The organism is Advenella sp. FME57, assembly GCF_014897675.1.
Taxonomy (GTDB): Bacteria; Pseudomonadota; Gammaproteobacteria; order Burkholderiales; family Burkholderiaceae_B; genus Advenella.
The window spans coordinates 1-13,187 of the sequence record NZ_JABUXU010000004.1 but is presented as its reverse complement, the minus strand read 5'-3'; the positions used below and the strand labels follow the sequence as shown (position 1 = coordinate 13,187).

Here is a 13,187-nt window from a genome sequence, read left to right as displayed (position 1 = left end):
AAAATAAGGAAGTATCATGTTAAGTCGTACCGCCGATCATATTTACTGGATGTCCCGTTACCTGGAGCGGGCAGAAAATACCGTGCGTCTGCTGGAGGTCTGTTACCAGACGACCCTCATGACCAATGACGAGGATCATTCGGACTATAGCTGGCGCAGTGTGCTGGCGACGCTGGAAACGCTGGAGCAGTATGAGGCCGAATGCGGCGCCATCAGTGCTGATCGGGTGATTGAATTTGTGGTCAACAGCAAGAATTACACCTCGTCCATCGCCTCATGCATCCGGCTGGCGCGAGAAAATGTGCGCGCGATACGCGGCACCGTGACGTCCGAAGTATGGGAAACCATCAACTTTACCTGGCTGGAAATGAACCGCCTGCTCAAGACGCCGATGCTGGCCAGCAACCCGACGCGGTTCTTCGAATGGATCAAGACCCGTTCCCTGCAGACGTTGGGCGCGCAGGAAGGCACCATGCTGCGCAACGAAACGTACAATTTCATGCGCCTGGGCACCTATCTGGAGCGCGCCGACAACACCGCACGCATGCTGGAAATCCGCTACTATCTGGAAAATGCGGCCGACGACAAGCGCAAGTTGGTCACCCAGCTGTATCACTGGACCGCTGTGCTGCGCTCGCTCTCTGGCCTGGAAATCTATCGCCATGTGTTTCGCGAAACCGTAGACTCCAAACGGGTGATCGAACTGATTGTTTTGCACCCGGATATGCCGCATTCACTGGCTCATTCCTCGTGCGAGCTGCTGGCCCATTTGCAAAAAGTGCGCAATGCCAAATCCGATGAAACGCTGCGCCTGGCAGGGCGGCTGGATGCGGACCTGCGTTATACCACGATCGATGAAATTTTCAAGGAAGGCCTGCATGACTGGCTGACCCGGTACCTGGAGAAGATGGATGCGATCGGCCAGGGCATCAACGATGATTTTCTGTGGCAGCCGGTTCAATAGCATTATCGACCAACAGCAGCCTGACGCGAACCAGCAGGTGCAGCAGCGCATCAAGGCGTAACTGGTTGTAGCTGTGTCCGCCTGCGCTGCAGCCGCTAAGGGGTGTGGCGCATGTGCATCGTTGTCGCCGATTAGTCGAAACAATGGGTAGGCGTCTGGTCGAAATTGCGTACAATGACTCATTGTAAAGTCATCATCAATGGTTGCATGGACTTTTCCCTTGATCAATTACTGAGTCCTTCCCCGGATGGAGCGTTTTCCGAGCTGCGTGACCAGGCCGGAGGCCTGGCGCCGGAGTGGGATTATGTGCTGTCGGCGCTCAGAAACCTTGCTCCCGATGATCTCAAGGGCTTTCTGGCGTATATCTCCGAAAATATCCAGAACCGCGGCAGCATCTACAATGCCTACAGCGAAGACGGCAGCATTGAACCCTGGGAATCGCTCAGCGTTATTCCATATGTGATTTCTGCCCAGGAATGGGACTTCATTGAGCTTGCGGTGGCCCAGCGCGCAGCGGTGATCAACGACACGCTGCGCGATATTTATGGCCCGCAACATCTGATTCGGCGGGGCCTGGTTCCGCCCTCGCTCATCTTCGGCCAGCGGGGTTTTCTATGGCCTTGCATCAATACCCTGGATACGCACGAAAATCACCTTCATATGTACGCAGTCGATATTGCCCGCGACGAGAAAGGGCAGTGGCGGGTGTTAAAGGATCGGACCCAGGGGCCGCTGGGCGCGGGCTATGCCCTGCAGAACCGCCAGATCATGAGTACGGCACTGCCGGCGCTGTTCAACCAGTTGCGGGTTCATCCGCAAATCGATTATTTCCGCGCTTTGCGCCAGACCCTGCTGTCGAGCATGTCGGTCGAAGACGGCAACGTGGTCACGGTGCTGCTCTCGCCCGGTCCCAAACATCCCGCGTATTTCGAGCATGTTTTCCTGGCCCGGCAAATGGGCGTGCCGATTACCGAAAGCCTGGACCTGACCGTACGCAATGATCTGCTATACCTCAAGACGCTGCGAGGCCTGCAGCGGGTACACGTGGTGTTGCGTCGCCTGGAAGACAACGAATGCGATCCGATGGAGCTGTATGGCAGCGACTATCCGGGTATTCCGGGTTTGTTGCAGGCCATCCGCAAAGGCAATGTGACGGTGTGCAACGCATTGGGGTCGGGCGTGCTCGAATCTGCGGGCATGCTGGAATTTTTGCCCGGCATTTGCCAGCATCTGCGCGGCGAACCCTTGCTGATGGATTCGATCCGCAGCTGGTGGTGCGGTAACGAGGCCAATCTGGATTATGCCCGTACACGATTTGATTCGCTGATGTTCAAATCCAGTTTTTCATCGATGCGCGCCAGTCCGCAATACGTGCCTGATTTGAATCAGGCGCAGCGCGAAGCGCTGTTGCAGCGGCTGGAAACGAGCCCGCGTTCGCTGGTGGCGCACGAGGTGATGCCGCTGGCCCGCATTCCGGAAATTGATTTTGAATCGCGGCAGTTGCAGATGCGCCGCTTTACCATGCGGGTTTTTGCTACCCTGGCTCATGATGGTTCCTATCAGGTCATGCCTGGCGGTGTGGTACGAGTCGAAGACAAAAGCAATACGCCGGTACTGTCCTCGCGCAATCGGCAGATCAACAAGGATCTATGGGTCTGTCGAATGGCCCGCCCTGCTGTGCCGACAGTGGTTACCATACCGCCGGCCCGCGCCCGGGTGCGCAGTGTGTCGGACGCCTTTGAAGCAAAGCCGCTGACGCTCGAACAATTGCTGGCGGCACATACGACCACGCCGGCGCGCATCGGCGAGAACCTGTTCTGGATGGGGCGCTATGGCATCCGCGCCGAGCTTTCGGTACTGCTGCTGCGCACCATTACCCGCAACCTGACCGAACGCGTGACCGAGAAGGAAACGCTCATCACGCTGCTGTATAAACTGGGCACGCATCTGCATGTGTTGCCTGTGCCGTCGGCAGAAGCCATCGGTGCCGATGACACCTATGATATTAATTTTATTCGTCATCAGCTGGGCGCGTCTCTGGCGCCTTCATCGCTAAGCGGTGCGCTGACCAACAATGTGAACTATCTGCATCAGTGTGCGTTCAACATACGGGAAAGGCTGTCGCTGGATGTATGGTGGGTGGTCAACTACATGCCCACCTATCTGGGCACCGCCAAGCTGGACCTGACCGTGGTGCAGCAGCGCATGCAGGAACTGTTCGCCAGTTGCTCAATCCTCTCGGGTTTTACGCATGAACAGATGACGCGTGACGAGGGCTGGAGTTTTCTGCTGCTTGGCCGCCTGATCGAAAAGCTTGGCCGCATGAGCGACACGCTGGGATTTTTTCTCAAGCAGAGCGAGCATGACAAAACCATTATGCTCGAGTCGCTGCTGGAAATTGCCTACAGTATCGTGACCTATCGCGCCCGCTACCATCGCGAAGAAGAGATGCTGGCAGTGTTGTATCTGCTGGTGTTCGACCGCAGCAACCCTTATTCACTGCGCTATCTGTGCCAGAGCCTGCTGGATAACAGCGCCGCATTCAATGTTCAGGAAGCGCAAAGCAGGCAAATCCTGCAAAAGGCGTTGGGCTATCTGGACGCGGTTGATCTGGCGCGGTTTGCCGTAGGAACACCCGCAGCCGGGCAGATTTACGAGCAACTTGCCAGAGTGTGCGCTGATATTTCTTACGGGCTGTCCATTTACGCCAACAGCATTAACCATCAGTATTTTCTTGTGACCGAAACCATCTCGAGCGATATCGGCCTTGAGACGGTCAACAAGGAGTTCCTGTAATGGTGACGTATCACATTCAACATGACACGGAATATAATTACCACTCGCCAGTGACCCAGTCACGGCAGATACTGCGTCTTTCTCCGCGCATTTTGTCCTGGCAGGGACCCGAGTCCCACACCATCCATATCGATCCGTGTCCGGACAAGATCGATTTTCTGCTGGACTGCTTTGGCAATCCGCTGCAGTATTTCACCCTGATGGGCGATCACAACAGGCTGGCGGTGCGCGCGCATTCCGTGGTCAGCCTGACCCACCGCCGGCTGCCAGACAGCGAGACCACGCCGCCCTGGGAAGAGGTCGTCAATCATTTGCGCTATATGTCGGGCAAGACGTATCTGCCCTATGATTTTGAAGCCACCCAGTTTCGCTTTGAATCGAATCACATTCGGCTGCTGCCCACCATTGCCCAGTGGGCGCGACAGGCCATCCGTCCCGGCATGCCGGTGCTGGCCGCGGTGGAGGCGCTGCAAGCGCGTATCTTCAACGAATTTGTCTTTGACCCGCAGGCCACCACCATCTCCACCCCCGTGCTCGAGGTATTCCAGAAGCGCCGTGGCGTATGCCAGGACTTTGCGCACTTCATGATTTCCTGCCTGCGCGCCATCGGTCTGGCGGCGCGCTATGTCAGCGGCTATCTGCTGACCCATCCGCCGGCAGGCCAGCCCAGGTTAGTCGGCGCCGATGCTTCGCATGCCTGGGTGTCCGTTTATATTCCTGGCCATGGCTGGGTCGATTCGGATCCGACCAATAATGTGTTTCCTGACCAGGAGCATATCACCCTGTGTTGGGGCCGCGATTTTTCCGATGTCTCACCAATTCGGGGCATGATGTACGGAAGCAGTGCGCATAGTCTGAAAACTTCTGTCACGGTCATGCCGGAAAGCGAATTGCCGCGTTAAATTGCTTCTATTTCAGTTGTGATAATGCCAAATTTCCTGTTGGAATTATTTTTTAGTAAGGGTTTTCCATAGGAGCGAGTCGATTTTTAAACTGCGTAAGTGATTGATTTATAACAGTAAAAAATGCATGTTAAAAATTTACGTTTAAACTTTAAAAAAATTATTGACGAATTTTTTTTCTTATGAGAATTTAGATATATGTCTTAACTCCTTCTCGGAAAATTCGGTGTGAATAGTCAATATGATGTCGTGATCGTTGGTGGTGCAGCCACGGGCAGTTCGCTGGCCTATTTCCTGAGCGCATCGGCCTCCTTCGACGGTTCAATCCTGGTGATCGAAAAAGATGCCAGTTATCAAAAATGCGCAACAGCCTTGTCTGCCGCTTCGATCCGGCACCAGTTTTCAACGCCGGAAAATATTCAGCTCTCACAATTTGGTACCGAGTTCCTGCGTCATTTTGGCGACATACTTGCCGTCGATGGCGAGCGTCCGGACGTGGGCTTCCAGGAAAAAGGCTACCTGTTTCTCTCAACCCCGGGGGGCGAGACGGTCATGCGTGAAAACAATGCGCTGCAGCGCAGCCTGGGGGCCGATATCGTTTTGAAAACGCCTGCGGAACTGCAGGCGACGTGGCCGTGGCTGAACGTGGACGACCTGGCGCTTGGCTCCTATGGCGTGACGGGCGAAGGCTGGCTGGACGCCTATGGCATGATGCGCGCCTTCCGTCGCAAGGCGATCGCCCAGGGTGTAACCTACCTTGAAGATGAGGTTGTTGCGATCAATAAAACCGGCAGGACCGTGACGGGCGTGACCCTCAAAAGTGGCAGGCATATTGCCTGCAACACGCTGGTCAATGCGGCAGGGACAGGGGCGGCGGCACTGTCGGCACAGGTCGGCGTGGTGCTACCACAAGAGTCGCGCAAGCGCAGCGTTTTCTATTTTACCTGCCCTGAAAAAATTGCTGACTGCCCCATGGTGATTGATCCCAGCGGCGCCTATTTTCATCCCGAGGGCCAAGGCTTTATTGGGGGCATACAACCACCCCAGGAGCAGGATCCCGAGTGCTTTGACTATGACGTTCAGCATGAACTGTTCGACGAGCTGCTGTGGCCAATTCTGGCCGCGCGTGTTCCGGCCTTCGAGGCCCTGCGCTGCGAACATGCATGGGCGGGCCATTACGACTACAACACGTTCGACCAGAATGTGATTCTGGGGTACCACCCCGCTGTAGAAAATATGGTTTACGCTAATGGTTTCAGCGGACATGGTATGCAACAATCACCCGCTGTTGGTCGCGGGTTGGCCGAACTTATCGAATTTGGAAAGTATCGCAGTCTTGACCTCTCACGCATGAGCTGGGAACGTGTTTTGAACAATCAGCCCATCGTGGAGCAGAATGTGTGGTAGTGGTGGTAAGTCGTGTGGCCGGCGCGTGCCTGTCGCATATCCATAATTGGTTTTGCCTTGTGCAGGACCCATGCTCGTCGATCAGGAGAAAAGCATGAATAAAATGTTGAAGAGAGTTTTTCTGGCATCAGCGCTTACCGCTGCCTTCGGGACGCCGGCGCTGGCCGCAGATGAAATCAAAATCGGCCTGGGCGCGCCCATGACAGGGGGCAGTGCGGCTTTTGGCAAGCAGTTGCAGACAGGTGCACAGGCAGCCATTGAGGCCATTAACGCCAATGGCGGGGTTAACGGCAAGCAGCTCAAGCTGGTTACTGTTGATGATGCATGTGATCCCAAGCAGGCGGTAGCCGCCGCCAACCGCCTGGTCGATCAGGAAAAAGTCACGGCCGTGATCGGACATTTCTGCTCTTCCAGCACCATCCCCGCATCCGAAATTTATGACGAAGCCAATATTCTGAACATTACCCCGGCCTCCACCAATCCCAAGGTGACAGAGCGTGACCTGTCAACGATTCTGCGCACTTGCGGACGCGACGATCAGCAGGGTGAAGTTGATGCGCAATTCATGAAGAATGTGCTCAAGGTCGAGCGCGTTGCGATCATCAATGACAAAGACACCTACGGTGTCGGTCTGGCCAATGCTACGCGCGATGCTGCCAAGAAGCTGGGTATCGAAGTGGTGCTTGAAGACGGCGTGACTCGCGGTGAGCGTGACTACAATGCGCTGGTCACCAAAATCAAGGGCGCAAACGTGGATGCCGTGTTCTTCGGCGGTCTGTATGCCGAGGCTGGTGTGCTGGTCAAGCAGATGCGTCAACAGGGTCTGAAAATACCATTCATTTCCGATGATGGCATTGCCGATCCCGCCTTCGTGACCGCTGCAGGCGGTATACAGAATGCAGAAGGCGTGTATATGAGCTTTCTGAAAGACCCACGTAATGACCCGGCTTCCAAAGGCGTCGTTGACGCACTGAAAAAATCGGGCAGCGATGCCGAGGGCTTTACGCTGTATTCCTATGCTGCAGTACAGGCTGTCGCAGCGGCGCTGACAGCCAACAAGGACGAGACGGACGGCACCAAACTGGCCGACTGGCTCAAGGCCAACCCGGTTCCTACGGTAACAGGGAACAAGGGCTGGGATGACAAGGGTGACCTCAAATCCAATGACTTCGTTCTGTACGTCTGGAACAAAGACGGCAAGTACGTAGAGTACAAACAGTAAGGTCTGAACGGGACGGCGCATGACATCACCATGCGCCGTCTGCATTTGCACCATCAATACTTCCAAGAAGCGACGGCTGTTTTTTTCGCAAAACACCAGACCTTTGTCTTCACCCTGAAAAGGTACAATCATGGATTGGTATATTCTGGGCCAGCAATTGGTAAATGGCGTCACGCTGGGCGCTATTTACGGCTTGATTGCAATTGGCTACACCATGGTTTATGGCATTATCGGCATGATCAACTTCGCCCACGGCGAAATCTACATGATCAGCGCCTATATCACTGCAATTGCATTTGCCGTATTCACATTTCTTGGCATAGATTCGCTGGCGCTTTCCTTGCTGCTTACCCTGATGGTCACCATGTTTATTACCGGGCTGTATGGCTGGTATATTGAACGCACCGTGTACCGACCGCTACGCACCACCAACCGCCTGGCGCCGCTGATTACGGCGATTGGTGTTTCCCTGTTGTTGCAAAACTATGTGCAGGTCAGCCAGGGGCCCTACGTACAGGGCGTGCCCTCGGTTATTCAGGGCGGCTTTACCATCGGATCTGATGACGGCTTCTTCCAGATTCGCTATATTGATCTGTTGATTGTGGTTGTCAGCTTCATTGCCATGATGGTCCTTACCTGGGTGATCCAGAAAACCAGCTTGGGCAGGCAATGCCGGGCAGTTGAGCAGGATCGCAAGATGGCGACCATCCTGGGCATCAACACTACCAGGATTATTTCAACTGTATTTGTAATTGGTTCCGTGATGGCGGCGGTGGCCGGCGAACTGGTCACGTTCAACTATGGCTCCTTCGATTTTCATATCGGCTTTATTCTGGGCATCAAGGCGTTCAGCGCGGCCGTGCTGGGCGGGATTGGCTCGTTGCCCGGCGCCATGCTGGGCGGCCTGATCCTGGGTGTGCTCGAATCGCTGTTCGCCGGCTTTGTGAGTAGCGACTACAAGGATGTGTTTTCCTTCAGTGTGCTGGTGCTGGTGCTGATCTTCAAACCGAGTGGCCTGCTGGGCCGGCCTGCCGTGGAGAAAGTGTAATGAGTACCACGCAAACCTCAACCATCGATTTTGGCCATTCATTGCGCGACGCTGTGGTTGCCGGCATCTTGACCATGCTGGTATTCAGTCCGATTACCAATTTCGTTCTCAAGCAGTACTCATTCACGCTGGACTGGTTCCGCAGCCCGTTCTTTCTGAATGGATTGGCTATCGGCCTGATTGTTGCGTTCGTGCGCTTTTTCGTATCGGTGGGCGCGCAGACGCAGACCGGGCAGAATTTCATCCAGAACTTCATCAGGACCGAACACGGCGTCGAGGTGGAAGACGAATATGCCGACGGCGGCAAGCGCTTAAGACGCGTACTGCTCTGGGGGGGCAGCCTGATGGCGGTGTTTCTGGCGCTGGGCCTGTCTGGCGTCATCTACCGGGGGGCCGGGATTGCCCTGGTGCTGGTCGTGCTGTTTGTCATGATTGCCATGGGTGTGCGTATCCCCAAGCGTCGCGGCAAGACGCATCCCTGGAAGGGCGCGTTGCCGGTGTTGTTCCTGGTGGGATTGCTGCTGCCGTTGTTGTTCTTCTACTTCGGTTGGTTCGGCAAAAGCTGGATCAACAACCTGACCCTGGCCATGGTGTACGTATTGCTGGGGCTGGGTTTGAATATCGTGGTGGGGCTGGCCGGCCTGCTTGACCTGGGCTTTGTGGCGTTCTATGCGGTCGGAGCCTATTTTCTGGCGTTGGGCGCCGAGTATCTGGGTATCGGTTTCTGGTCTGCACTGTTTCTCGCGCCATTGCTGGCGGCGCTATGCGGTGGGTTGCTGGGGTTCCCGGTGCTCAAGATGCATGGGGATTATCTGGCCATTGTGACGCTGGGCTTTGGCGAAATTATCCGCCTGGTCCTGGTCAACTGGATCAGTTTTACCGGCGGCCCCAATGGCGCATCGGTTCCAGATCCGACCATTTTCAATCTGGAATTCGTGCGTCGGGCTCGCGGTGACGCGGTGTCGTTTCACGACTTTTTCGGCTTGCCATACAGCAGTGATTACCGTTATCTCTTTGTCTATCTGCTGTTGTTTGTGATCAGCATGATTGCGCTACGCTTTTTTACCCAGTTGCGCGTGATGCCCATCGGGCGATCCTGGGAAGCCTTGCGGGAAGACGAAATTGCCTGCCGTTCGCTGGGCATCAACCACGTGACGGTCAAGCTATCTGCTTTCATGCTGGGTGCAATGATCGGCGGCCTGGCCGGCGTATTTTTTGCCACTGCGCAGGGTTTTATCAGCCCGCAATCGTTCAACTTTTTCGAATCGGTGCTGATTCTGTCCATCGTGGTCCTGGGCGGCATGGGGTCGTCCATCGGTGTGATCATTGCCGCCTTTACGCTCACGCTGTTGCCTGAGTTCCTGCGCGAATTTGCCGGTTATCGCGTGCTGCTTTTCGGTCTGCTCATGATTCTGATGATGATCTGGCGGCCTAACGGCTTGCTGCGACCGAAACGTTCCGTATTCAGAAAAAGCGAGGTGGCATAATGGCTCAGGACGTCAAAGAGGACGCCATACTGTCGGTTCAGCACCTGACGCGTCGATTCGGCGGCATCATTGCCAACAATGATGTTAGTTTCGACGTGCTCAGGGGGTCGATTACGGCGCTGATCGGTCCCAACGGCGCGGGCAAAACCACGGTCTTTAACTGCATTACCGGCTTTTATACTGTCTCGGCTGGACATGTCTACCTGACCCAGCCCGAGGGGCAAGTGGAAATCGGCGAACTGCTGCGCCGCAAAATCACCGGTGGTTCATATCTGGTTGCCCGGGCCGGTATCGCCCGCACGTTCCAGAATATCCGTCTATTCAAGGATATGACGGTGCTGGAAAACCTGTTGGTGGCGCAGCATCGCAAGCAGAACCGGAATCTGTTTTCCGGGCTGCTGGTCACCTCCGATTTTTCCGACAGGGAAGAAGCCACGCTGGCCCGCGCCTTTGAATGGCTCGAGATCGTCAATCTGTCCGAAGACGCCAACCGGCTGGCCGGCGAACTGTCCTATGGCCGGCAGCGCCGCCTGGAAATCGCGCGCGCCATGTGTACCGATCCCGCAATCATCTGTCTGGATGAACCGGCCGCCGGCCTGAATCCGCGTGAAACCCGGGAGCTGTCGGCGCTCATTCGCAAACTGCGCAACGAGCATGGCGTGACCGTTCTGCTGATCGAGCACGACATGGGCCTGGTCATGGAGATTTCCGAGCACATCATTGTGATGGATCAGGGCAAGGTGATCGACGCCGGCACCCCGGAACACATTCGCAATTCCGACGTGGTGATCGCTGCCTATCTGGGCACCGAAGTGGAGGACTAAGCATGGCAGACACCCCAATTCTTGAGATCAAGGATGTGAGCTCCTACTACGGGCAGATTCAGGCACTCAAAAACGTGTCCCTGCATATCAATCCGGGTGAAATCGTAACGCTGATCGGCGCCAATGGCGCCGGAAAAAGCACCCTGCTCATGACCATTTTCGGCACGCCCCGGGCGCGCACCGGCCAAATCCTGTACAAAGGCAATAACCTGTTGCGCCTGCCGCCGCATAAGATTGCCACCCAGGGCATTGCCCAGGTGCCCGAAGGCCGGCGCATCTTCCCGAAAATGACCGTGGAAGAGAACATCATGATCGGGACCCTGCCTATTGGCGACGCGCATCTGGACGAAGACCGGCAGCATATGTTTGATTTGTTTCCGCGCCTGAAAGAGCGGCGCAATCAGCGTGCCGGGACCTTGTCGGGCGGCGAGCAGCAGATGCTGGCCATCGCCCGTGCGCTCATGAGCCGGCCTGACATGATTTTGCTGGACGAGCCCAGCCTGGGGCTGGCGCCGCTGATCGTGCGCCAGATTTTTTCGGTGCTCCGGGAACTGGGCAAAAGCGGGAAAACCATTTTCCTGGTTGAGCAAAATGCCAATCACGCGCTCAAGCTGGCCGATCGCGCTTATGTTATGGTGACCGGCGAGATCAGGATGACGGGTACCGGCGCAGAACTGCTGGCCAATCCGGAAGTGCGCGACGCTTATCTGGGAAGCCATTAGGATGGCTGCCCGCGAGGAAACCCCGCTGATGCAGCGCCTGCGTGCCGTACGCCAGGCCAATGATCTGACCCTGGAGCAGGCGGGCCGGGCCTGTGGCATTGCGGCCTCGACGCTCTCGAAAATAGAGAACGGGCTGATGTCACCGACTTACGATGTATTGCAGAAGCTGGCCATCGGTCTGTCGCTGGATGTCTCCGAGCTGTTTACGCCAGCACGCGAGCCGATGGGGGCGGGTCGTTGCGTGGTAGACCGCTGTGGACAGGGCAAGGTGCACAAGACGCGGTATTATGAACACTTACTGCTGTGCTCGCAGCTCTCGCACAAGCGGATGATGCCATTTCTGACACGTATTACGGCCAGGGACCTGAGCGCATTCAGTGACTGGAATCGCCATGAAGGCGAAGAATTCGTTTATGTGATCAGTGGACAGATCCAATTGCATACGGAATTTTATTCCGAGGCAACGCTGGGGCCGGGCGACAGTTTTTATATTGACAGCCGCATGGGGCACCGCTGCATCAGCGTCAGCCAGGAAGATGCACAAGTGCTCTGGATGGCAACCCAGCGCCCCGAGGCAGAATCAGGAGAAGCAAATGAGTAGTCCGGCGCCACGCGTGTTCAGTGCCGAAGAAACGCGCCAGTTGATCGCTTTCGGGCCATTGCGCCAGCATATTCTGGATGCGGCCTTGCAATATGCCGCGGGCCAGATCCACAGTCCCGACCGCCAGGTGCTGACGGTGCCAGGCAGCAAAGAGGGCGTGCTGTTGTCCATGCCTTGCACCGCCCAGGACATTTGTGCGCATAAACTGATTTCCCTGCTGCCCGACAATCCCTCGCAAAATCGTCCGACCATACAGGGCATGGTATCGGTGCTCGATAGCGCGACCGGCGTCCCGCTGTTCGTTCTGGACGGTCCCACCGTAACAGCAAGGCGTACTGCTGCACTCTCCATGGCCGGCCTGCAGCTTTTTCTGGAACACGAACCGCGCACCATTGTGATCATTGGTGCAGGCAGCCAGGCCGATGGGCACGTGCAGGCCATTGCCGAGCTGTATCCTGAAGCCGCGGTGCATATTGCCGCACGCGCGCAATCCTGGGCCAAAGCGCAGGCCTTTTGCGAACGCCACGCCGGTCTGGGCATCCGGCTGCAAGTGACGGATCTGAACCAGTTGCCGGAACAGTTTGACGCGGTCATTACGCTGACCACCGCCGTTGAGCCGGTTTATCATGCGCCACCGCTGGCCGGGCGCCTGATTATCGGTGTGGGCGCCTTTCGCTCGCACATGGTAGAAGTGGCGTCGGAAACGGTGATGAACAGCGTGTGCTATGTCGACGACCTGGTCGGGGCCCAGCATGAGGCCGGCGACTACATTCAGGCGAAAAAGGACTGGAACGAGGTGTCCACCCTGGCGCAAGCCATTGAAAGCGGGGTCGACTATTCCCACCCCATCATGTTCAAGACCGTAGGCTGCGCCGCCTGGGATCTGGCGGCAGCGCGTTGCGCAAGGGCCGCAGCAGGGCTTTAGGCGTATTCCCTGGCTGGGCGATCGGCCGAACTTGGCAGCGTTGGCCACAGCAATATCAGTCGCCTTTTAGCTTATACATCAAGCGGTATCCGACGATGAAATCGGCCATGCACGGTCTGGCCCGATTGCCGGACCATGCCCCGCCCCGCCAGCTAGGATGACTACCTCCTTGAAACAGACGGGGCCGTCGCTTACCGCGGCGCGCCCAGTGTCAGGTTCATATGCCGATTCACATCCTTGTACAGCAGGTAGCGGAACTTGTCGGGCCCGCCAGCGTAGCAGGCCTGGG

At 56.4% G+C, this 13,187-nt stretch carries 11 protein-coding genes and 1 pseudogene; 11 read left to right on the top strand and 1 reads right to left on the bottom strand.

Going from position 1 to position 13,187, the window contains the following annotated elements; genetic code table 11:
- Positions 1 to 16: 16 nt before the first annotated feature.
- The 11 genes from INT32_RS06045 (at position 17) to INT32_RS05995 (ending at position 12,898) form a co-directional block, all read left to right on the top strand.
- Positions 17 to 964 carry an alpha-E domain-containing protein gene (locus INT32_RS06045; protein WP_193087842.1) on the top strand — a complete coding sequence of 316 codons (948 nt, stop codon included), beginning with the start codon at positions 17 to 19 and terminating at the stop codon, positions 962 to 964.
- A 207-nt stretch (positions 965 to 1,171) separates the two neighbouring features.
- Complete coding sequence (locus INT32_RS06040; protein WP_193087841.1) at positions 1,172 to 3,760, top strand: circularly permuted type 2 ATP-grasp protein; 2,589 nt, start codon at positions 1,172 to 1,174, stop codon at positions 3,758 to 3,760.
- Positions 3,760 to 4,662 carry a transglutaminase family protein gene (locus INT32_RS06035; protein WP_193087840.1) on the top strand — a complete coding sequence of 301 codons (903 nt, stop codon included), beginning with the start codon at positions 3,760 to 3,762 and terminating at the stop codon, positions 4,660 to 4,662. Before INT32_RS06040 ends, INT32_RS06035 begins: the two co-directional genes overlap by 1 nt.
- A 228-nt stretch (positions 4,663 to 4,890) precedes the next feature.
- Positions 4,891 to 6,069: an FAD-binding oxidoreductase gene (locus INT32_RS06030; protein ID WP_193087839.1), complete on the top strand. Its 1,179-nt coding sequence runs from the start codon at positions 4,891 to 4,893 to the stop codon at positions 6,067 to 6,069.
- A 94-nt stretch (positions 6,070 to 6,163) separates the two neighbouring features.
- Entirely contained in the window at positions 6,164 to 7,291 is a 1,128-nt protein-coding gene (locus tag INT32_RS06025) for a branched-chain amino acid ABC transporter substrate-binding protein (protein WP_193087838.1), read from the top strand.
- 130 nt (positions 7,292 to 7,421) lie between these two features.
- Positions 7,422 to 8,339 (top strand): branched-chain amino acid ABC transporter permease LivH, encoded by a 918-nt coding sequence (locus INT32_RS06020; RefSeq protein WP_193087837.1) that lies wholly within the window; start codon positions 7,422 to 7,424, stop codon positions 8,337 to 8,339.
- Positions 8,339 to 9,826 carry a high-affinity branched-chain amino acid ABC transporter permease LivM gene (livM, locus tag INT32_RS06015; protein ID WP_226816606.1) on the top strand — a complete coding sequence of 496 codons (1,488 nt, stop codon included), beginning with the start codon at positions 8,339 to 8,341 and terminating at the stop codon, positions 9,824 to 9,826. Before INT32_RS06020 ends, livM begins: the two co-directional genes overlap by 1 nt.
- Complete coding sequence (locus INT32_RS06010; protein WP_193087836.1) at positions 9,826 to 10,650, top strand: ABC transporter ATP-binding protein; 825 nt, start codon at positions 9,826 to 9,828, stop codon at positions 10,648 to 10,650. The genes livM and INT32_RS06010 overlap by 1 nt, the downstream gene beginning before the upstream one ends.
- 17 nt (positions 10,651 to 10,667) lie before the next feature.
- On the top strand, positions 10,668 to 11,372 hold the full coding sequence (locus INT32_RS06005; RefSeq protein ID WP_370540192.1) for an ABC transporter ATP-binding protein: 705 nt from the start codon (positions 10,668 to 10,670) through the stop codon (positions 11,370 to 11,372).
- A 1-nt stretch (position 11,373) separates the two neighbouring features.
- Positions 11,374 to 11,973: a helix-turn-helix domain-containing protein gene (locus tag INT32_RS06000; protein WP_193087834.1), complete on the top strand. Its 600-nt coding sequence runs from the start codon at positions 11,374 to 11,376 to the stop codon at positions 11,971 to 11,973.
- Positions 11,966 to 12,898 carry a delta(1)-pyrroline-2-carboxylate reductase family protein gene (locus tag INT32_RS05995; protein ID WP_193087833.1) on the top strand — a complete coding sequence of 311 codons (933 nt, stop codon included), beginning with the start codon at positions 11,966 to 11,968 and terminating at the stop codon, positions 12,896 to 12,898. Before INT32_RS06000 ends, INT32_RS05995 begins: the two co-directional genes overlap by 8 nt.
- A 191-nt stretch (positions 12,899 to 13,089) precedes the next feature.
- Here the strand turns inward: INT32_RS05995 and INT32_RS05990 are convergent.
- Positions 13,090 to 13,187: pseudogene (locus INT32_RS05990) on the bottom strand ((S)-ureidoglycine aminohydrolase); the annotation flags it as partial.